The organism is Streptomyces sp. NPDC005496 (assembly GCF_042872045.1).
Taxonomy (GTDB): domain Bacteria; phylum Actinomycetota; class Actinomycetes; order Streptomycetales; family Streptomycetaceae; genus Streptomyces.
This window is the reverse complement of the sequence record NZ_JBIAJQ010000008.1, coordinates 403,275-425,943: the sequence shown is the minus strand read 5'-3', so window position 1 is coordinate 425,943 and position 22,669 is coordinate 403,275. Positions and strand designations below refer to the sequence as shown.

Sequence of the window (22,669 nt, the reverse complement as noted above, 5' to 3'; positions counted from 1 at the left end):
GCGCCGGAACCTTTCGGCAAGGTGTCCCGACCGGTGGAAACTCGGTGGAACCGCGCCGGTCGCGGTGACTAGGTTCGGGGGATGAGTACGCGCATCTTCCGTGTCACCGTCCGCGGTGTCTTCGCCGACCTGACTCCCGAGCAGCGGGCCGAGCTCCTGTCCCGTGCGGCGGACCACGACGTCCTGCGGGCGGCCTTCACTCCCGAGGGCCACCTCAGCTACGACCTGGCCGCACGGTCCGCCTTCACGTTCCGCTTCCAGGACTCCGGAGAGGCCGAGGAGGACATCCTGGAGGCGACCGAGCGCGCCGAGGAGGCGGCCAAGACGTGGCTGGCCGAGCGGGGGTACGGCCACAAGAACCTCAGGAGCAGCGCCGAGGACCTCTCCCAGGCACCGCTGGGCAAACGGCAGCGCCGCGCCGCGGCCCGGCAGGACACCTGACCGTTCCAGGGCGGCCTTGAGCACGCCGTCACCGTCGGCGTCGTGGGGACAATCGTTCGGCCGCTCTGCCGCACGGCGCGAGTCCTCCGGGCGCCGACGGTCGCAGGCCGTCCCCCGAGGCCCGCCCCGGGGTCTCTACGGCGGAACACGCGCTGGTCAGCGGGCGGCCACTCCGGCACGAGTGCTCTTTTTCACCCTGTGATGACCACCGTTTAGTCTGTGATCACGGACGTTCCGGGTACGCGCACCACCGGACCGTGACGCAGGACATGGACGGATGCGGAGTCTCGATGAACTTCTGGTCGCTCTATCAGCACGGATTCGCGCGGATCGCCGCGTGCACCGGCCATGCCGCCATCGCCGACCCGCCCGCCAACGCGGAGGCGGTGCTGCGGCAGGGGCGCCGGTGCGCGGACGAGGGGGTCGCCGTCGCGATCTTCCCCGAGCTGTGCCTGTCCGGCTACTCGATCGAGGACCTCCTGCTCCAGGACTCCGTGCTCGACGAGGTCGAGGAAGCCCTCCAGATCGTGGTGGCCGGCTCGGCGGACCTGATGACGGTGCTCGTGGTGGGCGCCCCGCTGCGCTACCGGCACCGTGTCTACAACTGCGCGGTGGTCGTGCACCGCGGGCGCATTCTCGGCATCGCGCCCAAGTCCTATGTGCCGAACTACCGGGAGTTCTACGAGCGGCGGCAGATCGCCGCGGGCGACGACGAGCGCGGCGCGAGCATCCGCGTCGGCGGCGAGAGCGTGCCGTTCGGCGTCGACCTGCTGTTCGCGGCGCAGGACGTGCCCGGCCTGGTGCTGCACGTGGAGATCTGCGAGGACATGTGGGTGCCGGTGCCGCCGAGCGCCGAGGCCGCGCTGGCGGGCGCGACCGTGCTGGCCAACCTCTCCGGCAGCCCCATCACGGTCGGCCGGGCCGAGGACCGGCGGATGCTCTGCCGCTCCGCGTCCTCACGCTGCCTGGCCGCGTACGTGTACGCGGCGGCCGGCCTCGGCGAGTCCACGACCGACCTGTCGTGGGACGGCCAGACCATGATCTACGAGAACGGGGTCCTGCTGGCGGAGACCGAACGCTTCCCGCAGGACGACCGGTACGCCGTGGCCGACGTGGACCTGGACCTGCTGCGGCAGGAACGTCAGCGGATGGGCACCTTCGACGACAACCGCCGTGCACACGCCGCGCGCACCGACAGCTTCCGGCAGGTGGAGTTCCGGCTCGACCCGCCGTCGGCGGACCTCGGGCTCAAGCGCCGGGTGGAGCGCTTCCCCTTCGTGCCCGCCGACGCCGACCGGCTCGCTCAGGACTGCTACGAGGCCTACAACATCCAGGTGGCGGGGCTCCAGCAGCGGCTCGCGTCGATCGGCGGCCCCAAGGTCGTGATCGGCGTCTCGGGAGGCCTCGACTCCACGCACGCGCTCATCGTCGCCGCCCGGGCGATGGACCGCGCGGGCCGCCCGCGCAGCGACATCCTCGGCTTCACCCTGCCGGGTTTCGCGACCAGCGACCACACCAAGGACAACGCGCACAAGCTGATGCGCTCGCTCGGTATCACCGCGGCCGAGATCGACATCTCGCCCACCGCCCGGCTCATGCTCAAGGAGATGGACCACCCGTTCTCCTCAGGCGAGCCGGTCTACGACATCACCTTCGAGAACGTGCAGGCGGGGCTGCGGACCGACTACCTGTTCCGGCTCGCGAACCAGCGCGACGGCATCGTGCTCGGCACCGGTGATCTGTCCGAGCTGGCGCTCGGCTGGTGCACGTACGGCGTCGGCGACCAGATGAGCCACTACAACGTCAACTCCGGTGTGCCGAAGACACTCATCCAGCACCTGATCCGCTGGGTCGTCGGCAGTGAGCAGTTCGACGAGGAGACCGGCCGGACGCTGACGGCGATCCTGGACACGGAGATCAGCCCCGAGCTCGTGCCCGGCGACGAGATGCAGTCCACGGAGTCCAAGATCGGGCCGTACGCGCTGCACGACTTCACGCTGTTCCACGTGCTGCGGTACGGGTTCCGGCCGTCGAAGATCGCCTTCCTCGCCTGGCACGCCTGGCACGACAAGGACGCGGGCGTCTGGCCGACCAACTTCCCCGAGCCGAAGCGCGGCGAGTACGACCTCGCGGAGATCTGGCGCTGGCTGGAGGTCTTCTGCCGTCGCTTCTTCGGCTTCGCGCAGTTCAAGCGGTCGGCCATGCCGAACGGGCCGAAGGTGTCGGCCGGCGGCTCCCTCTCACCGCGCGGTGACTGGCGGGCGCCGTCCGACAGCACGGCCCAGGCCTGGCTGCGCGACCTGGCCCGCTGGAACAACCCCGGTGAGCCGGGGGGAACCGAGACGCACGCCGACTGACGGACGTCGGTCCGGACGAGCCGTCCGGTCACGGCGGCGACGTGACCGGACGGCCGCGGGTTCGCTCCTCAGCCGAGGGTGAACCAGGTGCTGCGGGACTTCTGCCACTCCGGGTGGTCGAGGTCCTTGGCGGCCGTGCCGTCCCCGTACAGGTCGGCGTCGCCGTCGTCGGTGACCAGCTGGACGCGCGCACCGGGCTGCGTGAGGTCCGGCACCGCCGCGATGGCCTCCCAGCCGCCCGCGTCGGACGTCGGCAGGTCGAGCACTCTGACCGGCTGGTGCCCGGCCACCCCGTCCCACGAGTACAGGGCGTAGGGGTCGCTGTTGTCGTCCGCGGCCCAGGACCCGGCCAGGATCAGGTACTGGTTCAGGGCGTTGCGGCGGATGTCACGGACGGACAGGCCGTCCAGGTCCAGTTCGACGGGCGCGCCGAAGACCGCACCGGTTCCCTTGACGACCTTGTCGAAGTTGGTGACCGGGACGAGCAGGGCGTCGCCGTCCGTCGCCGGGGGCACCAGCGGCGCGCGGAAGCCGACGTACGCCGTGGTGGTGCTGCCGGGCGCGAACTCCAGGCCCTCCACGTTGAACCCGTCGACCGCCTTGGGGACGGAGCCGGCGGCGGTGCCGTCCGCGAAGCCGAGGCGGTCGCCGCCCGCGCGGTCCCAGCGCACCAGGTCGTCACGGAGGCCGTGGTAGGCGCTGCCGAAGGTCAGGGTCGTGGCGGCGCCGGACCCGGAGAGCGTGGTGGTGAAGACCGTGTTCCGGTCGGCCCGGTACTCGCCGTCCTTGTTGTTGCCGAGCGATCCCGTCCAGTAGACCGTGTTGCCCACCAGGGTGCCGCCCTCGATGTCGGCCTCCTTGTCCGCGCCGAGGGCGGAGTCGAGGTTCCACGTCCTGACCGGGGCCCCGGAGACGGATCCGTTGTAGAGCCGCAGGGTGTTGTCCTCGTCGTTGGCGACGAGGAGGTGGCCGCCGCCGACGTCCACCGCTGCCGAGGCGTCGCTGGCGCCGGTCAGGTAGCGGGCGTCCGCGGAGTGCTGGACGGCAGGCGACGCGGCGTAGTGCAGGGTGGTGGTCGCGGTCTTGCCTCCGAGCCCGGTGACCTTGAGCGTGAGGTCGGTGCGGCCGCGGGAGTGGGCGGTCACGCCGAGCGTACGTGTTCCGCCGGTGCCGGTGACCGTGATGTCGGTGGTGCCCGCGACGGACGACGAGGTGGTCTTCGACGCGGTGACCGTCAGCGCGGAGACGTCGGCGCCGCTCTGCGCGACGGTCACGGTGACGGTGGGGTCGGCCGTGGCGCCGACGGCTCCCGAGAGGTACGCGGAGGAGAGTTTGATCGTCGGCGTCCCGTAGGTCACGGCGTGGGCGGGCACGCCTGCCGCCAGGGACGACAGCAGCGCCGTCGCCACGGCCAGGGTGGTCCCGCGGGTGGACGACGGGGAGGGAAAGCGCACGGTCGGTGCCTTTCGTCGGCTCGGCTCGACGGCATCCGCCACGACGGCCGATGCCGTCGAGAAGGCTGTAGCCGACGCCCCAACTCCCGGCTACCGCACGGAGTCGTGACGACGAACAACGGCCGACGGATGATCATCGGGCAGGCCGTGGGAGCGGCCGGTGACACCGTCTCCGGCCGCTGCTCCTCCCCGCGTCCTCACCGTGAGCGCAGCTGTGCACGCACCCACGCGGGATCGGGGTTGACGTGCGGCCGGCCCGCGACCACGACCGTCGGCACCGTCTCGTTTCCGTCGTTGACCGCCCTCACCGCGGCGGCGCCGGCCGGATCACGCCAGATGTCGACCCAGTGCGCACCGCGGGCGCCGCGCCACAGCCGGATGCGCAGGCGGAGGCAGTACATGCAGCCGGCCCGCCAGTACACGATCGGCCGGCCGTCGGCCGCGCTGCGGCGTCGCGCCTCGGCCGCGCTCAGCGACCGGGGGAACGGCAGCGGCGAGTGCAGTCCGGCGAGCCCGAGGAACAGCAGCAGGAGGGGCACGGCGACCCCGAACTCCCCCTGCCCACCGGACCCGCCACCATGGCGGCACCGCAGAGCGCCAACACCGCCGGCAGGATCCACGCACGCATCATGACGACGCAGGCTATCGGTGACATGTGCGCGGGGCCGCGGGCGGGGTCTGCCGTCGCGCCAACTCCCGTACACCCCAAGCCGGTTGGGGCCGTGTACGGTCGCGTGGTGAGGCGGTACGAAGTTCAGGCCGCGGGGCGAATCCGCACCGGGAGGGACGCCCACGAGCGCAGGGTGTTGTTGAGGTGCCGCCGCGGGTCACCATCCGGCTCGATGCGGTCCACCTTGCGGACGAGGGCGGTAAGGAGCGTCTCAGCCTCCAGGCGGGCGACGTGCTGCCCGACGCACTGGTGGATGCCCATGCCGAAGCCGACATGGCCGGAGGGGTCGCGCGTGAGGTCGAAGCGGTCGGGGTCGGTCCAGCGGGCCGGGTCCCGGTTGGCCGATCCGAGGAACATGAGGACCTTGGAGCCTTCCGGGACGACCGTCCCGGCGATGGTCACGTCCGTCGTGGCGGTGCGGAAGAAGGTCTGCACGGGCGATTGCCGGCGGACCGCCTCGTCGAACGCCACCCGCGCCAACCCGGGCCGCTCGCGCAGCCGTTGCCACGAGTCCGGATGGGTGGCGAAGGCGTGGAGGGTCGCGGCGAGGCCGTGCACCGTGGTGTCGACGCCGGCGGTGAGCAGTGAGCGCACCACCAAGGGCGCCTGTTCGTGCGTGAGTTCGCCCCGGTCGGCGGCGGCCCAGATGCGGGCGCCGAAACCGTCCTCGCCGAGGGCTTCCCGCGCGCACCGGGCGTTCACCCAGGTGGTCAGTCCGGCGGCCCGGTGCGCGTCGGCCGTCACGAGCTCGTTGGCGGGTCCGAAGGCGTTGAAGGCCATGTTCCCGTAGGGCAGAAGGTTTTCGCGTCCTTCGGGCCCCAGGCCCACCGCGTCGGGGAAGACCCGCAGCGGGAAGGCCACGGCGAGTGCCTCAAACGCGTCGAATCGCGGCCCCCGTTCGGCCAGGACCGTCTCGACGAGTTCGTCGGCGACCCGCTGCCATGTCTCGCTCAGCCGGCGCAGCACCGGTGGGGCGAGGATCTCGCGCAGTACGCGCCGCGGGGCGTCGTGGTGCGGCGGGTCGGCCTCCAGCAACAGGCTCGGCGTCCGCCAGGGCTTCTCGCGGCGGAAGTCGGCGAGGCCCACGCCCGCCCCGGACTGGAAGTTCTGCCAGTCGACGAGAGCGGCGTGCACCTCGCGGTACCGGGCCAGGGCGTGGACGTTGTAGCGGGTCAGGTGGACGACGGGACCGGCCTCGCGCAGCGCGCGGTGCAGGGGTTCGGGGTTCTCCAGGTGTTCGGCGGCGAAGGGGTCGGCGGCGCTGGTGGGCGTCGGGAGGTCGATAACCGGTGACTCGGACATGGCGGCTCCGGCGGAAGGCGGCTGGACGGGGTGGGTGGGTCCGGCTCACAGGTCCAGGACCAGGCGGCCCGAGCGGGAGCGGGACACGCACGGGAGCATGCAGTCGCCGGCGGCCCTTTCGTGCTCGGCCAGGACGGAGTCGCGGTGGTCGGGGATTCCCGACACGACCGGCGTGAGGCAGGTGCCGCAGGTTCCCTGCCCGCAGGAGGAGAGCACGTCGGCGCCCGCCAGGCGCAGGGCGTCCAGGACGGAGAGGCCGGGAGTCACGGTCACGGTCCGGCCGGTGCGGCGCAGTTCCACGTCGAAGGGCGTGCGCAGCGCGGGCTCCGCAGGTGCGGCGGGGGTGAAGCGTTCGGTGCGCAGGCTGTAGGGCGGCCACGGGGCGCAGGCTTCCCGGACGGCTGCGAGCAGGGGCTCGGGTCCGCAGCAGTAAACCCGGGTTCCGGGGGCGGGGACGGCCAGCCACCTGACGAGTTCCAGCAGGCCGTGGGTGTCCTCGGGCCGCAGGTGTACGCGGTCGCCGTGGACGCCGGTGAGTTCCTCGCGGAACGCCATGGATGCCCGGGTGCGCCCGCCGTAGAGCAACTGCCAGTCGGCCCCGGTCAGTTCCGCCTGGTGGATCATCGGCAGCAGCGGGGTGACGCCGATGCCGCCCGCGATGAACAGGTACCGCTCGGCCGGCACGAGGGGGAAGTGGTTGCGCGGGCCGCCCACCCCGACCGTGTCACCTGGTGCGAGGCGGTCGTGGACGTACGCCGAGCCGCCGCGCCCGCCGGATTGGCGCAGCACCGCGACGCGGTAGGTGTGCGGGTCCCACCGGTCTCCGCACAGGGAGTACTGGCGGGTCGTCCCGTCGGGGAGGATCAGATCGATGTGGGAGCCGGGCGTCCAGTCCGGCAGCCGGGCGCCCTCCGGGTGCGTGAGGGTGAGTGCCGTGACCCCGTGGGCCACGGTCTCCTTGTCCCGGACCCGCAACCGCAGGGCGGTGAACGCTTGTCGGGGAGCGGCGGGCGGCAGGTTGGGTACGACCACGTTGTCGCCTCCTGTCTGGGGGATGCGGGAAGCATGGGCGCGGACTCCGGGGGCCCGCGACGGCGTTCTCACTCAGTGAGAGAGGAACTTCGTGCGGAAGTCATACGGCTGTCGTGTCGCCGTCACGCCCCGGCGGTAGCGGCCGTGCGGGCGCCCAGCGCGCGGCCGACGCCGCGGGCGGCGGCCCGTACGACGGGCACGACGGCGCTCGCGGCGGGGTCGTCGGGGACGATGACGGACAGCGCCGCCACCACGGTGCCGTCCGCGCCGCGCACGGGTGCGGCCACCCCGAGCGCCTCCTCGTGGACGTAGCCGGGACAGTAGGCGTATCCCCGCTGCCGGATCTCGGCGAGAGCCGCGCGCAGGCGTGCGGGTGTGGCCGGGGTCGCCGGGGTGTACGCGGTCAGCCGTCCGGCCAGCACGCGTTCCTTGAGGTCGGCAGGGCCGTGGGCCAGGAGCACCAGGCCGCTGGAGGAGGCGTACAGGGGCAACCGCCCCGCCACACGGGTGTAGTTGACCACCGCGTTCGGGGCCGAGAGGCGTTCGAGGAACAGCACGTCGTCGCCGTCCAGGACACCCAGCTGCACATGGTGTCCCACGACGTCGTGCACCCCCTCCATGAACGGCATCGCGGCGTCGCGCAGCGACAGCGTCGGGGAGGCCCGCGTCACGAGTTCCCACAGCCGGACGCCGATCCGCACCTTGCGGTCGCCGTCCCGGCCGAGGAACCCGTGTGCCTCCAGCTCGGCCACGTAGCGGGAGGCCGTGGCGACGTGCAGTCCGGTGCGGCGCGCGAGGTCGGAGACGGTCAGCGCGGGTTCGTCCTGGCTGAACGCCTCCAGGATGCGAGCCGTCCGGGAGAGCACCGATTCGTGGTGGGGTGTCGTCATGGTGGGCCGCTCCCGTGGTCGCGCGGGCGCCGGAGGGACCGGCATGGCATGTCCTGCCCTCGCCGGGAGCGGCCGGATGCGGGCCGCCGTCAGGCGAGGCTGAGCGCTCTCCGTGCGGTCAGGTCCCGTGAACTGCGGGCCGTCGCGAAGGTGTAGGTGCCGGGGACGAGGGTCCAGGCGCCGGCCTTCCAGACGGTCAGGTCCTGGACGGGAACGGTCAGCGTGAGCCGCCGGGAGGCCGCGGGGGCGAGGATGACCTTGCGGAAGGCGACGAGTCGGCGGGGTTCGGCCGCGGCGGCGTCCGGCAGGGCCGCGTAGACCTGCACGACGTCGGTGCCCTCGCGTGGGCCGGTGTTGGTGACGGTCACCGAGACCGTGACCTGCCGGGCGGTCCGGTCATGGGTGACGTCGAGGGAGCCATGGGCGAACGTGGTGTGGGACAGGCCGTGGCCGAAGGGGAACAGGGGCTGTTGGCCCCGGCTGTCGTAGAAGCGGTAGCCGACGGCGATGCCCTCGTCGTAGGACACCGTGCCGTCGGTGCCGGGGTAGGTTCCGGGAGTGGTCCCGGGTCCCTGGGTGGCGTCGGCGGGGAAGGTGACCGGCAGGCGTCCGGAGGGGTCGCTGTCGCCGAAGAGGACGGCGGCCAGCGCGGTGCCCGTCCCGCGTCCGCCGTACCAGGCCTGGACGACGGCTTCCACGTCGGGCAGCCAGGGCATCGCGACGGGGCCGTCGGTGTTGAGGACGACGACGGTGCGCGGGTTCGCCGCGGCGACGGCGGTGACGAGCTGGTCCTGGTCGCCGGGCAGGCCGAGGTGTCCGTGGTCCATGTCCTCCCCGGCGACCCGGTTGACGAAGACGACCGCTGCTTCGGCGCGCCGGGCCGCGGCCACCGCCGCGGGGATGAGGGAGTCGGGCTGCCAGCCGAGGGTCAGTCCACCAGGTGCCGGGGTCGGCGGTGGCGCTGGTGTAGCGCAGTTCGACGGTGACGGCGCGTCCCGCGGTCAGTTCGGCGGTCCCGTGGAGCGGATAGGCGTAGGGGCCGAGGAAGAAGCGGCGGCTGTGGCGGGTGCCGGAGACGACCGTCTTCCCGTCGATCTTCAGGGTCGCGGTTCCGGCCGGCAGCAGGGAGAAGCGGTGCAGGCCGGTGGTGGTCGGCACGAGCCGGCCGGTCCAGGTGGCGGACCAGACGGCGGGCAGTCCGGCGACGGGGGCGGCGGTGAAGTCGACGGTAGGGTCGGTCCGGGTCGCGACCGGAGTGCCGTCGGCGTCGGCGTTCGCGTAGTAGGTGCCGGTCAGGCCCGCCGCCCCGCCGGCGGTGCGCAGTGCGGTCGCCGGGATCGTGGTCAGCGGCAGGTCGCCCTGGGTGCCCTGGGCATGCGTGACCGTGACGGAGGTGCCGGCGCGGGCGCGGATCGCCTCCAGGGGTGTGGTCCAGGTGCCGGGGTCGACGTAGGCGGAGCCGGCGACGCCGGTGAGCGTGTCACCGCCGGCGGGGCCGATGACCGCGAGCGACTTCAGTGACCGGGGCAGGGGCAGCGCGCCGGAGCGGTTGGTGAGCAGTACGGTGGAGGCGACGGCGGCTTCGTGGGCGAGATCCTGGTGCCCGGGCGTGCTGACGTCGTCGGCGGGGGCGGGCACGGGGTCGTCGAAGAGGCCGTGCGCGAACATCGTGATGAGGATCCGGCGGGCCGCGTCGTTCAGGCGCTCGCCCGGGATCGTTCCGCCGGTGAGGGCCCCGGCGGGGATCTTGACGCCCGCGGGACCGAGGCCGGCGAGGTCCATCCCGGCGCGCGCGGCGGCGACTTGGTCGTCCCCGGCCCAGAAGTCGGGCACGGTGTAGCCCTGGAGACCGATGGTCTTCTTCAAGTCGGTGAACAGCGCCGGGTTCTGAGCCGCGAAGGTCCCGCCGATCCTCGGGTAGGCCATCATGACCGACGTGGTGGGCGTGGCCGCGACCACGCGGCGGAAGGGTGCCTCGTAGATCTCGTGCAGGGCGCGGTCGGAGACCTCGGTGTCGGTGACGAGGCGGTTCGTCTCCTGGGTGTAGGCGGCGAAGTGTTTGACCGTGGCGGCCACGTCCCGGTCCTGTATGCCGAGGGTGAGGGCCGCGCCGAGCCGTCCGGCCAGCAGCGGGTCCTCCCCCATGCCTTCGGCCTGGCGGCCCGAGTGCCAGGTGCGGGCCAGGTCGACCGTGGGGCCGAGGACGTTGTTGTAGCCCTTGGCGCGGGCTTCCGTGCCGATGGCGCGGCCGATGCGGCCCGCCAACTCCTCGTCGAACGTGGCGGCTTGGGCGACCGGTACGGGGAACGCGGTCACTCCCCGTTCGCCCCGCAGACCCGCGGAGCCGTCGACCATGGTCAGCGCCGGTATGCCCAGGTGTGCGACGGCGGCGAAGTCGCACCGCACGAGGGACTCCTTGTCGGCCGCGGTCATCCGGGCGAGCAGGGCGTCGGCGCGGCTGCCGGGTGTGGGGTCGGAGGCGGCGGCCGCTCGCCCGTCGGCGACGGGGGCCATGGTGACGGCCAGGGCGGTGAAGGTGGCGGCGGTGAGGAACGTTCGTCTGTTCACAGCGGCTCTCCGGTTGATGGTGGCGGGGCCTCATGACGAAGCCATGCGGGGTGGGGGCCGGCCGAGGGGTCAGGTGCTCGGCCGGCCCCGGTTCGCGGGGGCCCGAGTCCCGGGAGGGGGAACCGGACCCGTGCGGAAGGGGCGTTCGGTCGTCGCTCAGGCGGCGTCCTCGGCGAGTTCCGCCGTGTCGAGGGTGTGCTCCCCCGGGCCGAGGACGACTGGGGTGCGGCCGGGGAGTTCGGCAGTGGCCGTGCAGCCCTCGGGCACGGTGAAGCGGGCCGTCATGCCGGTGGCCGTCAGCTCCCAGGACAGGGCGGCCGTGCCGTAGGGCGTCTCGTGGCGGGTGCGGGCCCAGGTGATGCCGCCGCCGGGGCGGGGTCTGAAGGTGATGTCGCGGTATCCGGGGGCGCCGGCGGTGATGCCGCCGACCGTGCGGTGCAGCCAGTCGGCGACGGCACCGAGTGCGTAGTGGTTGAAGGAGGTCATGCCGCCGGGGTTGAGGGTCCCGTCGGGCCGCATGCTGTCCCAGCGCTCCCAGATCGTGGTGGCCCCCATGGTCACCGGATACAGCCAGGAGGGGCACTCGGTCTGGAGCAGCAGGCGGTAGGCGAGGTCGAGATGTCCGGTGTCGGTCAGGGCGTCGCAGATCAGCGGGGTGCCGACGAACCCGGTGGCGATGCGGGCGTCGTCCTGGCGGACGAGTTCGGCCAGCCGGTCCCCCGCCGGCTGCCGCTGGTCCGGGCCGATCAGGTCGAAGGCCAGTCCCAGCGCGTAGGCCGTGGGACTGTCGCTCGTCATCCGGCCGGAGGGACGTACGTAGCGGCGCCGGAAGGCCTCGGTCACCTCGTCCGCGAGTCCGGCGTACCGCTCGGCTCCCGCGCGGTCACCCAACTCGCGGGCGGCGAGGGCGAGATGGCGGGCCGAGTGGGCGAAGTAGGCGGTGGCGACGAGATAGCGGTCGGTGCGGCCGGCGACCGGGTCGTCCGGTGGCGCGGCGGGGTCGAGCCAGTCCCCCAGCTGGAAACCGGTGTCCCAGAGGCGGTCGGGGCCGGCGAGACGTTCCATCAGGTCGACCCACGCCCGGGCCGTGTCGTGGTGGCGGCGCAGCAGCTCCAGGTCGCCGAAGCGCAGGTACAGCGTCCACGGGGTGAGCGTGACGACGTCGCCCCAGGCGGCGCCGGGCTGGATCGGGGTCCACATGGGTGCGCCCGGGACGACGGGCACGTACCAGGGGACGGTGCCGTCGGGCAGTTGTTCCAGACCGACGTCGGTGAGCCAGGAGTCGAGCATTCCGGCGCAGTCGTACAGGAAGCTCGCGGTGGGGGCGAACACCTGGATGTCTCCGGTCCAGCCGAGGCGTTCGTCGCGCTGCGGGCAGTCGGTGGGTATGTCGACGAAGTTGCCGCGCATGCTCCACACGACGTTCTCGTGCAGCCGGTTGACCAGCGGGTCGCTGCACTCGAACCAGCCGGTGCGGCGCATGTCCGTGTGATAGGTGCGGGCGGTCACGTCGTCGGCGGTCAACTCGCCCGGCCAGCCGGTGACTTCGGCGTGGCGGAAGCCGTGCACGGTGAAGCGGGGTTCCCAGGTGAGCGGGCCCTGTCCGGCGAGGACGAGGGTGTCGGTGGCGTGTGCCTCGCGCAGCGGGCGGGTGGCCAGCTCCCCGTCCTGGAGGACTTCGGCATGCCTGAGGGTGATGGTGGTGCCGGCGGGGCCGTCGACCGTGACGCGGAGCCGGCCGACCAGGTTCTGGCCGAAGTCGAGCAGGTGGCGGCCGTCACCGGTGCGGGTGACGGAGACCGGGGGGAGCTCCTGGGTGCAGCGCACGGGGGGCCCGAGCGGCGCGACGAGTGTGGCGGGGTCCCGGGTGCCGGTCCGTACGGGCGTCCACGCGAAGGTGTCGGCGCGGGAGGGTGTGGCCCAGTGGGGGTCGTGCAGGCGGGCGTCGAAGGTCTCGCCCTCGTACAGGCCGCTGGACATGATGGGGCCGGGGGCGGCGGTCCAAGTGCCGTCGGTGGCGACGACGGCCGTGGTGCCGTCCTCGTGGGTCACCTCCAGCTGGGCGATGAGCGACTGGTCGGTGCCGTAGATGTTGCGGGTTCCGCCATCGAAGCCGTACCGGCCGCGGTACCAGCCGTCCCCGAGCCACGCGCCGATGGTGTTGGCACCCTGGGTGAGGTGGCCGGTGACGTCATGGGTGCGGTAGCGCAGCCGGTGCGGGTAGACGGTCCAGCCGGGGGCGAGGATGTCGTCGCCGACACGTTTGCCGTTGATCTCCACCTCGTACAGGCCGTGCGCGGTGACGTGGAGCCGGGCCCGGGCCACCGGGCGGTCCAGGCGAAAGTCCTTGCGCACGCGGGCGGGGCGGCGGTCGGAGGCCGGGTCCTCCGCCCAGGCGGCGCCCACCGGCACCGCACACCAGTCGGCGGGGTCGAGCAGGCCCGCCTCGACGGTGGCGGGCTCGCTCCACGGGGAGGGTTCCCGTGCGCCGGACGTCCAGACGCGGACCCGGACGGTGACCCGTTCGCGCGAGGCGAGCGGCTCGCCGGGCCAGGGCACCAGCAGCTGGTCGGGGCGGTCGACGCGGCCGGTGCGGTGCGAGCGACCGCCGCGGTCGAGTTGCACTTCGTACGCCTTCTGGGAGCCGGATCCGGCGGCCAGGGTCCAGCTCAGGCGGGGGGTGGCCGTGCCGATGCCGAGGCCGTCCGGGAGGTGTTCGAAGGACACCGGAGAAGGCTGAGGGGGCAGCAAAGGGAGAACCTTTCGTGACGTGCGCGGAAGCGAGGGCGGGGGTCAGCCCTTGACCGCTCCCGAGGTGAGACCCTTCATGACCTTCTGGTTGAGGAACAGGTAGATCAGCAGGGTGCCGAAGACGTTGATGCAGATGGCGGCGAACAGCGGGCCGTACTGCGTGGCGCCGAAGTCGCCGGTGAAGTTCAGCAGGCCGACCTGGATGGTGCGCAGGTCCTGGCTGTTGGTGAACGTCAGCGCGATCAGCAGGTCGTTCCAGATGAAGAAGAACTGCACCAGTCCCACGGTGAGGAGCGCGTTGCGGACCATCGGGACGCTGATGGTCCAGAAGGCGCGCAGGATGCCGGCGCCGTCGATGGTCGCCGCCTCGAACAGCTCGCGGGGGACGGTCCGGTAGTAGGTGGCCATCATGAAGACGGTCAGCGGCAGACCGGTGCCGGTGTAGGTGAGGACGAGGGGCCACAGGGTGCCGGACAGGCCGGTCTGGAAGTACACGGTGAACAGCGGCAGCAGGATCATCTGCGGCGGCACCATCATGCCGGCGAGGAAGACCAGCAGGGTCAGGCTGCGGCCCTTCCACACCATGACCTGGAGGGCGAAGCCCGCGGCGGTGCCGAGGAGCAGGATCAGGGCGAGTGCGGGCAGGACGGCGAGGAGGCTGTTCTGTACGTACAGGCCGAGGTTGCCGGTGGTCCACGCCTCGCTGTAGTTGCCCCATTCCCAGGTGGTGGGCAGGCTCCAGGTGGAGTTGTTCAGGTAGTCGTCGTTGGACTTCAGCGACGTGAGGAACATCCAGACCAGCGGGTAGATCTCGACGACGAGAAGCAGGCCGACGACGATCCTCACCCACAGCCTGCCGGCTCGGGCGCCGCGGCGGGGGCGTCCGGTCCGGGAGGCGTCCGGACGGCGGTGACCCGTGGAGGTCTTCACCGGTGTGTCGATGGCCATGGCTCAGCCCTCCGTGAGGTCGCGCCGCGAGACGCGGTAGACGACCAGGCTCACCAGCAGGCACACGACGGTCAGCAGCAGCGCGACGGTGCTGCCGTATCCGTAGTCGCTGTAGGTGAACGACGTCTGGAACATGTACAGGGTCAGCGGGGTGGTTCCGCTGCCCGGCCCGCCGTTGGTCAGGGCGACGACGGAGTCGAAGACCTTCAGGGTGCCGTTGATGCTGAAGATCAGTGAGGACATCAGCACGGGGAACGACATCGGCAGCACGATCCGCCGCACCAGGCGCAGGCCCGAGGCGCCGTCCAGGCGCGCCGACTCCAGCACCTCCTCGGGGATGTCGACCAGGCCCGCGAAGAGCAGCACGGCGTAGAAGCCCATGGAGCGCCAGATGTCCATGACGACCAGGACCCAGAAGGCGTGGCCGGCGTTGCCGAAGAAGTCGACGGACTCCAGACCGACCGCGTTCAGCAGGGAGTTGACCGGTCCGGTCTGCGGAGCGACCTGGAAGAACTTCTGGAAGAGCAGGCCCACCGCGACCGTGGGAAGCACCACCGGGAAGAACACCAGCGTGCGGATGAGCGCCGACGCCCTGCGCAGGAAGAAGACGTAGAGCAGGGCCAGCAGATAGCCCGCGACGACCTGGCCGATCGTGACGACGACGGCGTACTTGAGGGTGAACCACAGGGCGTCACGGACGGCCGGGTCGTCGAGGAGGCGCGAGAAGTTGGCGACGCCGTTGCCGGTGAAGCCGTCGATGGAGTTGCCCTTGGTGAAGGAGTAGCCGAGCGACCACACCATCGGGGCCAGCATGATCAGGGAGTAGACGAGGAGGGCAGGGCCGAGCAGGATCACGACGGCCCTGCGGTCACCGAGTACGCGGTGCATGGGTGGTGTCCACTTCGTGGGGTGAAGAGACCGGACGGGGTAGGGGCGGCGCACGCGAGGGGGCAGGCGGGCCGCCCCCGGCCGGTCACGGGGCGGTCAGTGCGTCCTGGACGGTCTGCATGAACTTCTGCGGGCTCACGCTGCCGCCGACCAGGCCGGCGGCGTTCGTCTGGCTGGCGGTGGTGGCCTTGGTGCCGAAGAGGGCCTCGAACCACAGCACGTTCTGCTTCGACTCGCTGATCGTCTCGCGGACCTGGCTGGTGACCTCGGTGGCGTCCTCGACGGGGGTGTTCACCTTGAATCCGGAGATGGTGCCGTGGTCCTTCAGCGCGGTGCTGCCGTAGTTCTCGGCGATGCAGGAGACCCAGGCACCGGTCTTCTTGTCGAAGGTCCTGGCGCCGAGGGTGATGCCGAGGCCCACGTTGGACGGGTACTGGTCGACGGAGCCCTTGCCGCCGGAGACGGCCGGGAACGGCATGAAGCCGACGTTGTCGGCGCCGACCTTGTTCTGCTTGGCGTCGGCGATGTTCGCCAGTGCCCAGCTGCCCATGTAGAACATGCCGGCCTTGCCCGACAGGAACTCGTTCATCGCGGTGTCGTAGTCGATCGAGCCGACGCCCTTGCCGAAGTAGCCCTTCTTGCCGAGCGCGGCGACCTCCTGGGCGGCCTTCACGTACTCGGGGTCGGTCAGCTTCGCGTTGCCGTCGGCCACCTCCTGGAGCGCGTCGGGTCCGAGACTGCGGTACAGGTAGCCGCTGATGAGCCGGGTCAGCGGCCAGCCCTGCTGCCCGGAGGCGGAGAAGGGCTGCACGCCCGCGGCCTTCAGCTTCGCGGCGGCCGAGACCAGCTCCTCCCAAGTGCCGGGAACCTTGAGGCCGTTCTCCTGGAACAGCTTCTTGTTGTAGAAGATCCCCTCGATGTTGTACTCGTAGGGCAGCACCTCCAGCTTGCCTCCGTACAGCGCCCGGATCGTGGAGACGGCGGCCGGCTCCAGCTGGTCGAGGACGCCGAGCTTGTCGAGTTCCTTCTCCAGGTCGGCGACCTTGCCCGACTTCGCCAGCTTCTGGGTGAGCGCGGGTGCGTTGCCCGCCGCGAACTGCACCGGCAGGGCGTTCTGTCCCGCCAGCAGCTGCAGCTTCTGGTCCAGGCCGCTCTGCGGAACGGTCTCCACCTTCAGCGGCAGGGCCTGGTTCGCCGCCTTGCACACACCCTTGGACATCGTGGTGAGCGCGGTCTTGACGGTGGTGTTCTCGGTGACGCTCAGGTAGCTGAACTCCTTGGGCGCCGTCGAGGTGCCGCCGTCGCCGCTGCCTCCGCAGGCCGTGGCGAGGAGGGCCAACGAGGCGGTGCCGGCGGTGATCAGGCTCAGGCGTGTGCGGCTGGCGCGGAACATGCGGAGGGACACGGATGACTCCCTGGGAGAGTGAAAGCAGGAAAGAGGGGCGCGAACAGCGCGCCGGGGCGGCGAGAAAGCCGGGCCGCACGTGAAGTCTTGTAAAACGTTCTTCACGAGGAAGTGGGCAACACCTTGCACCCCTCACCTGTCACCGTCAAGACACGGAGCCGTAACACCGATAGGTTCCCTACGAGCACTTGACGCACACCGGGGGTGTGCGTGTAGACCGTTGCACTACAACCACGAACACCGGAGCGCTGACGATGGACGGGCCCGACGCACCCAGGCAGAACAAGCGAGTGACCATCACCGACGTCGCCCGCCACGCCGGGGTGTCCACCGCCGCGGTGTCCAAGGTGATGCGCAACGCCTACGGGGTGAGCCCCGCCATGCAGGAACGCGTCCGGGCGGCGATCGCCGAACTCGGCTATCGCCCGCACGCGGCGGCGCGGGGGATGCGCGGCAGGACGTACACGATCGGTGTGTTGCTGGACAACGTCCGCAACGCCTTCTTCGCCGACATCCTCGACGGCATCCGTGACGAGCTCCGCGAGAGCGAGTACACCGTGCTCATCGGCGCGGCCGGTTTCGATCCGGAGGAACAAGCCAGGAGCATCCGCTCCCTGGTGGACCGTCAGATGGACGGCCTGATCCTCATCGCGCCGGGGACCCCGCGCGCCGAGGTGCTGTCGACGGCCGCCTCGACCCCGACCGTCGTCATCGGCCATCACGACGCCGCCGACTCCCACGACTCGGTCGTGGACGCCGACGACATCGGCGCCGGACTGGTCGTCGACCACCTGGTCTCGCTCGGCCACCGGGACATCGCGCTGGTCTCGGCCGCGGGAGCCCGGGCCGGCCAGTGGAAGCGCACCCCCGAACTCGTGCTGTCCGACGGGTATCTCGCCGCGATGCGGCGGCACGGACTCACCGAGCACGCTCGCATCCACCACGCCGCCTACTCCGACGACGGCGGCTTCAAGGCGGGCATGACCCTGCTGACCGCCGAACGCCCGCCGACCGCCATCATGACCGGCGCCGACGTCGCCGCGCTCGGCGTCTACCGCGCCGCACACGAACTGGGCCTGCGCATCCCGCAGGACGTTTCGCTGGTCGGCTACAACAACACCGCGCTCGCCGCCCTGGCCCCCGTCCAGCTCACCAGCGTCGACCAGGCGGGCCACACCATGGGAGAGACGGCGGCCCGGATGCTGATCGAACGCGTGGAGGGCCGGCGGGACCGGGCCATGCAGACCACCATGACGCCGCGCCTGGTGGTGCGCGGCAGCACCACGGCACCGCGAGGTCGCTAGGTCGTGTCCGCCCATTCCCTCCGGCCGCCCGGAGGGCGGGCCCTGCGGACACGGTCCGGGCCGTGGACCGCGAAGTGCCCGCCGCACCGGCTGCGCGCTCGCCGGACGGCGGGGGGACTCCGCGGTCGGCGCGGGGCGGCGGACCAGCGGCAAGGACGGGCACGGGACGCCGGTGCGTCGTAGTCCGCCGGTCAGGGCTGCTCAGGGGCCTGGACGGGCGGAGCGATCGCGGCCCGGCCGTTGAGCGCGAGGAGCCCGGCGGCGACCAGCAGCGTGAGCAGACCCAGCAGGCCGACGGCGGAGGAGAGAGCACCGAGGGCGCCCTTGCCGCCGAGGAGCACCAGCGGGCAGACGAACTCGCCCAGGAAGAAGGCCGCCGTCCACAGTCCGGTGCCGCGTCCGCGGTCGGCGAAGTCCAGCCGGGCCATCGCCAGCGTCAGCAGCGACGGCAGGAGCATCCCCGTACCGACGCAGTTGACCACCGCGCCGACCACGAGCAGCGCCGGGCTTCCGGCGACTCCCATAACGAGGAAACCGGCGCCGCACACCAGCAGCAGAGCGGGCAGCCGGCGCCGCGGGGTGCCGGTGAGCCGGGTGAAGACGACGGACCCGGCAACGGTCGCGGCACTGGCGATCGCCGTGGTCAGGCCGATCACTCCCGTGGAGGTCACGTCCAGCTCGTCGAGGAGATAGGACATCTCGACGGGCACGGTGTAGAAGACGACCGCGCCGAAGACGGTGAGCGCGCAGACGCCGGCCATGCGGCGCACGGGGAAGGGCCGCGGCCCGGCCTCGGTGTGTCCCTCCCGCGCCGGTCCTCCGGCCTCCGCCGCGGACTCCGGCAGGACGCGGGCCATGACCGGAGCGAGCAGCAGGCCGACCGCGTACAGCCAGAACGGAGCCCGCCAGCCGGCCGCGCCCAGCGCGCCGCCGAGCACGAAGAAGAGGGTGGCGGACGCCGACGCGCACATCGTCTGCAGGGCGAGATAGCGCTCGCGGACCCGGCCGGTGTAGTAGTCGCCGATGAGCGTCGTGCAGGCGGTCATGATGGCCGCCTCGGCGACTCCCACCAGGACACGGCTGAACACGACGGCGTACAGCGAGTCCAGCCACAGCGGGGCCGTGCCGAACAGCGCGTACAGGCCGGTGGCCACGACGAGCAGGCGTCTGCGGCCCAGCCGGTCCACCACCACGCCCGCGAACGGGGCGAGCAGGGCGAGGGAGAGGGCCGGGACGGTGAGGACGAGCGGCACCAGGACGGCGCTGCCGGCCACGCCGTCGAAGTGGTCCTGCATACGGGGCAGCACCGGGGCGATCAGGACCGCGCCGAGGATCGGCAGACAGCTGCCGGCCATCAGCAGGACGGCGGGCAGCCGGCCCCGTACGGCCGGGGCGGCGCCGTGGTCGCGGACGGGCGGGACGGCGGGAGCGGGCATGACGGCACTCCAGGGCGCGAGAGGAAAGGAGCGCGCCGCGGGGCGGACGGGTCCGGGGACGGGGGACGTCGGCGTACGGCGCACGATGTGCCACGACTATGCGTTCCGTGCTCCGGCCTGCCCACCCCTTGAGCGATCCGATTTCCTGATGCCGCCGATCCACGTCATGGATACCCGCGCGCAGCCCTCCCGGCCGTGCTCGGGGTGCCGAGTCATGCCCCGGGCGGGTCCCCGAGCCGCCTGCCCACCCGCGCGGTGGTCTCGCGCAGCCAGATGTGGGCGGCGTCGTGCGTGTGCACCGGATGCCACCACAGGGCCTCCCGCAGGGGCACCGCCTCGTACGGCGGCTCCAGTACGCGCACGGCGGCGAGGGGAGCCATGAGGGCCGCCAGTCGTGCCTGGACCAGGGCGATGCGGCGGGTGCCGGCGACCAGCAGCGGCAGCAGCTGGAAACTGTCGACCGACACCTCCACGCGTGGTTCGACCCCGAGCATGCCGAGCTGGCGCACGGCCGGGGCGTCGTAGGTGCGCTGGTAGGTGACCCAGGGCAGACGGGCCAGGTCCTGCCGGGTGAGCCGGTCCTCGACGCTGGGGTGGTCGTCGGCGACCAGGAAGACCCAGCGGTCGTCGTAGAGGTCGGTGACCGGGAAGTCGCTGATGACGCCGTGCGGCATGAACAGGCCGTCGGTGGCGCTGAGCAGCGTCGCGGTGTCGTCGACCACGGTGGGCGGGGTCTGGGTGAAGCGCAGCCTGATGCCGGGGGCCTCCTCGTGGACGACGCGGGCGAGTTCGGTGCCGAAGACCGCGACCGCGTAGTCCGACGCCACGAGCTTGAACTCACGGCTCTCGTTGGCCGGGTCGAAGTCGGCCTGGCTGGCGAAGAGGCGTTCCAGCACGTCATAGGCGGTGGACGTGCGGTCGAGCAGGACCTGGCCGAGGGCGGTGAGCTCGTAGTGACCGCCGACGCGGGCCAGCAGGTCGTCGTCGAAGTGGCGGCGCAGGCGGGCGAGCGCCGCACTCATGGCGGGCTGGCTCAGGCCCACGCGCTGTCCGGCGCGGGTGACGTTGCGCTCCTCCAGCAGGGCCCGCAGGGCGACGACGAGGTTGAGGTCCAGGCTGGCCAGATTCACGGGGGCTTCCCTCTGCGGTGCGGTGCCGACCAGGGCAAATAGACATGGTGGATAAAAGTCATCCACACAATCGATTTCCCCGATCGCGGGTGGCGGGTCCAGATTAGTCGCACCGCAATCAGGAGGACATGTCCGTGAAACCTGGATCCGCGTCCGCGCTCTTCGCCGGACCCTTCGCCCTCGGCACACTCTCGACCCCCGACGGGCCCGCCTTCCCCGCCCTCGTCACACCCGACGCCCAGGTGCTGGACCTCCACATCGCCCTGGACGAGGGGCCGTTGACGGTCCGGGACCTGCTGGAGCGGTGGGAGACGGTGCTGCCGCGACTGCGGACGCTGGCCGCCGACGGCACCCCCGGACGCAGGCCGCTGGCGGACTTCCGGGTGCACGCGCCGGTCGAGCCCCGTCAGGTGTTCCAGTCGGGTGCCAACTACCGGCAGCACGTGATCGACCTGCACGTCGCCCACCGCGCCCCGGGCGACGACCGCCCCGAGGAGGAGCGGCGCGCGGAGGCGGCGGAGATCATGGACCGGCGCGCCTCCGACGACCTGCCGTACGTCTTCATCGGCCTGCCGACCGCGATCACCGGCCCCTACGACGACGTCGAGCTCCCCGCCTGGGCCGAGAAGCCCGACTGGGAACTGGAGTTGGCGACCGTCATCGGCCGGACCGCTCACCGGGTCTCCGTCGAGGAGGCACTGGACCACGTCGCCGGATACACCATCGCCAACGACCTCACCGATCGCGCGACCGTCTTCCGCCGGGACATGCCCCAGATCGGCACGGACTGGCTGCGCAGCAAGAACGCGCCCGGCTTCACCCCGCTCGGCCCCTGGATCGTCCCCGCCGAGTCCCTGCCCGACACCGGCCACCTGCGGCTCACGCTGCGGCTCAACGGCGAGACCATGCAGGACGAGTCCACCAAGGACATGATCTTCGACGTCGCCCGGATGGTGTCGTACGCCTCCCAGAGCGCCCGCCTGCTCCCCGGCGACCTGGTGCTCACCGGCAGCCCGGCAGGCAACGGCATGCACTGGGGGCGGCTGCTGCGCGACGGCGACGTCATGGACGCCTCGGTCACGGGGCTCGGCGCGCAGCGCACGCGATGTGTGGCGGAGACGTCATGAGCCTGGACCGCACCGACCCCGAGGGTTCCATCGCCCGCACCGTCAAAGCCTGCTCGAACTGGGGCCGTTGGGGCGACGACGACGTCCTCGGCACCCTCAACTTCCTCGATGAGGCCAAGCGCCGCGAGGGTGCCGCACTCGTCCGCAGGGGCGTCAGCTTCTCCCTGTCCCAGCGCTTCGACATGGACGGCCCGCAGAAGGGCTGGCGGCGCCGCACCAACCCCGTCCACACCATGCTGGACACCGGCACGGACGCGGCTCTCGGCATCCAGGGCTTCCCGCACGGCCTCGGCGGCGCCGACGACGTGATCGCGATGCCGTTGCAGTGCTCCACCCAGTGGGACGGCCTCGGGCACATCTTCGACCACGGGCGGGCCTGGAACGGACGCCCGGCGGAGCGGGTCGTCACGTCCGACGGCGACCAGGTGACCGGCATCGAGCACATGGCGCCCCACGTCGCCGGGCGCGGGGTGCTGCTGGACGTCGGCCGGGCCGTCGGCACCGACGGCGAGCTGCCCGACGGATTCGCCGTCACCGAGGAGCACCTGACGGCGACCGCCGAGACGCAGGGCGTCCGCGTGGGACGCGGTGACCTCGTGCTGGTCCGCACCGGACAGCTCACCCGGGCGCGCCGGGACGGCTGGGGCGACTACGCGGGCGGGCCCGCGCCGGGCCTGTCGTTCACCACCGCCGGCTGGCTGCACCGCACCGAGATCGCCGCGATCGCCACCGACACCTGGGGCTTCGAGGTGCGGCCCAACGAGTTCGAGCACGCCTTCCAGCCCTTGCACCAGGTCGCCATCCCCCATCTGGGCCTGCTCATCGGCGAGATGTGGGACCTGGACGCCCTCGCCGAGGACTGCGCCGCCGACGGCGCCTACGAGTTCTGGCTCACCGCCGCTCCCCTCCCCATCACCGGGGCGGTCGGCTCCCCCGTCAACCCGATCGCCGTCAAGTAGCCGCAGG

At 71.9% G+C, this 22,669-nt stretch carries 16 protein-coding genes and 3 pseudogenes; 5 read left to right on the top strand and 14 right to left on the bottom strand.

Going from position 1 to position 22,669, the window contains the following annotated elements:
- The first annotated feature begins 81 nt into the window (after window positions 1-81).
- Together ACFYQQ_RS26025 and ACFYQQ_RS26020 are read left to right on the top strand one after the other, a co-directional pair.
- Window positions 82-441 (top strand): DUF6204 family protein, encoded by a 360-nt coding sequence (locus ACFYQQ_RS26025; RefSeq protein ID WP_355793236.1) that lies wholly within the window; start codon window positions 82-84, stop codon window positions 439-441.
- A 290-nt stretch (window positions 442-731) separates the two neighbouring features.
- The gene (locus ACFYQQ_RS26020; RefSeq protein ID WP_356167877.1) at window positions 732-2,798 is read left to right on the top strand and encodes an NAD(+) synthase; all 2,067 of its coding nucleotides are present in this window, start codon (window positions 732-734) and stop codon (window positions 2,796-2,798) included.
- A 68-nt stretch (window positions 2,799-2,866) separates the two neighbouring features.
- On the opposite strand, the gene ACFYQQ_RS26015 is transcribed toward ACFYQQ_RS26020, so the two are convergent.
- The 12 genes and pseudogenes from ACFYQQ_RS26015 to ACFYQQ_RS25960 all read right to left on the bottom strand — a co-directional run bounded on the left by ACFYQQ_RS26015 (window position 2,867) and on the right by ACFYQQ_RS25960 (window position 16,706).
- Entirely contained in the window at window positions 2,867-4,207 is a 1,341-nt protein-coding gene (locus tag ACFYQQ_RS26015) for a hypothetical protein (protein ID WP_356167879.1), read from the bottom strand.
- 242 nt (window positions 4,208-4,449) lie between these two features.
- Window positions 4,450-4,883, bottom strand: a pseudogene (locus ACFYQQ_RS26010) (glutaredoxin domain-containing protein).
- A gap of 123 nt (window positions 4,884-5,006) precedes the next feature.
- Window positions 5,007-6,224: a cytochrome P450 gene (locus tag ACFYQQ_RS26005; RefSeq protein ID WP_355794185.1), complete on the bottom strand. Its 1,218-nt coding sequence runs from the start codon at window positions 6,222-6,224 to the stop codon at window positions 5,007-5,009.
- A 45-nt stretch (window positions 6,225-6,269) separates the two neighbouring features.
- Entirely contained in the window at window positions 6,270-7,256 is a 987-nt protein-coding gene (locus ACFYQQ_RS26000) for a PDR/VanB family oxidoreductase (protein WP_388905262.1), read from the bottom strand.
- A 122-nt stretch (window positions 7,257-7,378) separates the two neighbouring features.
- On the bottom strand, window positions 7,379-8,146 hold the full coding sequence (locus ACFYQQ_RS25995; RefSeq protein WP_388905260.1) for an IclR family transcriptional regulator: 768 nt from the start codon (window positions 8,144-8,146) through the stop codon (window positions 7,379-7,381).
- An 89-nt stretch (window positions 8,147-8,235) separates the two neighbouring features.
- Window positions 8,236-8,514, bottom strand: a complete 279-nt coding sequence (locus ACFYQQ_RS25990) for a fibronectin type III-like domain-contianing protein (RefSeq protein ID WP_355792831.1) — start codon at window positions 8,512-8,514, stop codon at window positions 8,236-8,238.
- 186 nt (window positions 8,515-8,700) lie between these two features.
- Window positions 8,701-9,036: pseudogene (locus ACFYQQ_RS25985) on the bottom strand (glycoside hydrolase family 3 C-terminal domain-containing protein); the annotation flags it as partial.
- A gap of 91 nt (window positions 9,037-9,127) precedes the next feature.
- Window positions 9,128-10,501 (bottom strand): annotated as a pseudogene (locus ACFYQQ_RS25980) (glycoside hydrolase family 3 N-terminal domain-containing protein); the annotation flags it as partial.
- A 369-nt stretch (window positions 10,502-10,870) separates the two neighbouring features.
- Complete coding sequence (locus ACFYQQ_RS25975; RefSeq protein WP_388905258.1) at window positions 10,871-13,441, bottom strand: family 78 glycoside hydrolase catalytic domain; 2,571 nt, start codon at window positions 13,439-13,441, stop codon at window positions 10,871-10,873.
- A 66-nt stretch (window positions 13,442-13,507) separates the two neighbouring features.
- The gene (locus tag ACFYQQ_RS25970) at window positions 13,508-14,413 is read right to left on the bottom strand and encodes a carbohydrate ABC transporter permease (RefSeq protein ID WP_355781417.1); all 906 of its coding nucleotides are present in this window, start codon (window positions 14,411-14,413) and stop codon (window positions 13,508-13,510) included.
- Between the two features lie 3 nt (window positions 14,414-14,416).
- Window positions 14,417-15,301: a sugar ABC transporter permease gene (locus ACFYQQ_RS25965; RefSeq protein WP_355781414.1), complete on the bottom strand. Its 885-nt coding sequence runs from the start codon at window positions 15,299-15,301 to the stop codon at window positions 14,417-14,419.
- A gap of 85 nt (window positions 15,302-15,386) precedes the next feature.
- Window positions 15,387-16,706, bottom strand: coding sequence for an extracellular solute-binding protein (locus tag ACFYQQ_RS25960; RefSeq protein WP_355781410.1), 1,320 nt, complete (start codon window positions 16,704-16,706; stop codon window positions 15,387-15,389).
- A 290-nt stretch (window positions 16,707-16,996) separates the two neighbouring features.
- On the opposite strand from ACFYQQ_RS25960, the gene ACFYQQ_RS25955 reads away from it, so the two are divergent.
- Window positions 16,997-18,010 (top strand): LacI family DNA-binding transcriptional regulator, encoded by a 1,014-nt coding sequence (locus ACFYQQ_RS25955; protein ID WP_356167702.1) that lies wholly within the window; start codon window positions 16,997-16,999, stop codon window positions 18,008-18,010.
- A 191-nt stretch (window positions 18,011-18,201) separates the two neighbouring features.
- On the opposite strand, the gene ACFYQQ_RS25950 is transcribed toward ACFYQQ_RS25955, so the two are convergent.
- Together ACFYQQ_RS25950 and ACFYQQ_RS25945 are read right to left on the bottom strand one after the other, a co-directional pair.
- Complete coding sequence (locus tag ACFYQQ_RS25950) at window positions 18,202-19,446, bottom strand: MFS transporter (protein WP_388905255.1); 1,245 nt, start codon at window positions 19,444-19,446, stop codon at window positions 18,202-18,204.
- 212 nt (window positions 19,447-19,658) lie between these two features.
- Complete coding sequence (locus ACFYQQ_RS25945) at window positions 19,659-20,576, bottom strand: LysR family transcriptional regulator (protein ID WP_355787034.1); 918 nt, start codon at window positions 20,574-20,576, stop codon at window positions 19,659-19,661.
- A 128-nt stretch (window positions 20,577-20,704) separates the two neighbouring features.
- On the opposite strand from ACFYQQ_RS25945, the gene ACFYQQ_RS25940 reads away from it, so the two are divergent.
- Window positions 20,705-21,703 carry a fumarylacetoacetate hydrolase family protein gene (locus ACFYQQ_RS25940; protein WP_355787037.1) on the top strand — a complete coding sequence of 333 codons (999 nt, stop codon included), beginning with the start codon at window positions 20,705-20,707 and terminating at the stop codon, window positions 21,701-21,703.
- A complete protein-coding gene (locus tag ACFYQQ_RS25935) occupies window positions 21,700-22,662 on the top strand; it encodes a cyclase family protein (RefSeq protein ID WP_355787040.1) in 963 nt (320 codons plus the stop codon). Before ACFYQQ_RS25940 ends, ACFYQQ_RS25935 begins: the two co-directional genes overlap by 4 nt.
- Window positions 22,663-22,669: the final 7 nt, after the last annotated feature.

What these genes read in the sequence shown, in the direction of transcription:
- ACFYQQ_RS26025 (WP_355793236.1), top strand. Translation starts at nt 82, where the DNA reads ATGAGTACGCGCATCTTCCGTGTCACCGTCCGCGGTGTCTTCGCCGAC.
- ACFYQQ_RS25995 (WP_388905260.1), bottom strand. Translation starts at nt 8,146, where the DNA reads ATGACGACACCCCACCACGAATCGGTGCTCTCCCGGACGGCTCGCATC.
- ACFYQQ_RS25970 (WP_355781417.1), bottom strand. Translation starts at nt 14,413, where the DNA reads ATGGCCATCGACACACCGGTGAAGACCTCCACGGGTCACCGCCGTCCG.
- ACFYQQ_RS26020 (WP_356167877.1), top strand. Translation starts at nt 732, where the DNA reads ATGAACTTCTGGTCGCTCTATCAGCACGGATTCGCGCGGATCGCCGCG.
- ACFYQQ_RS25965 (WP_355781414.1), bottom strand. Translation starts at nt 15,301, where the DNA reads ATGCACCGCGTACTCGGTGACCGCAGGGCCGTCGTGATCCTGCTCGGC.
- ACFYQQ_RS25950 (WP_388905255.1), bottom strand. Translation starts at nt 19,446, where the DNA reads ATGCCCGCTCCCGCCGTCCCGCCCGTCCGCGACCACGGCGCCGCCCCG.
- ACFYQQ_RS25935 (WP_355787040.1), top strand. Translation starts at nt 21,700, where the DNA reads ATGAGCCTGGACCGCACCGACCCCGAGGGTTCCATCGCCCGCACCGTC.
- ACFYQQ_RS25940 (WP_355787037.1), top strand. Translation starts at nt 20,705, where the DNA reads ATGTCCGTGAAACCTGGATCCGCGTCCGCGCTCTTCGCCGGACCCTTC.
- ACFYQQ_RS26005 (WP_355794185.1), bottom strand. Translation starts at nt 6,224, where the DNA reads ATGTCCGAGTCACCGGTTATCGACCTCCCGACGCCCACCAGCGCCGCC.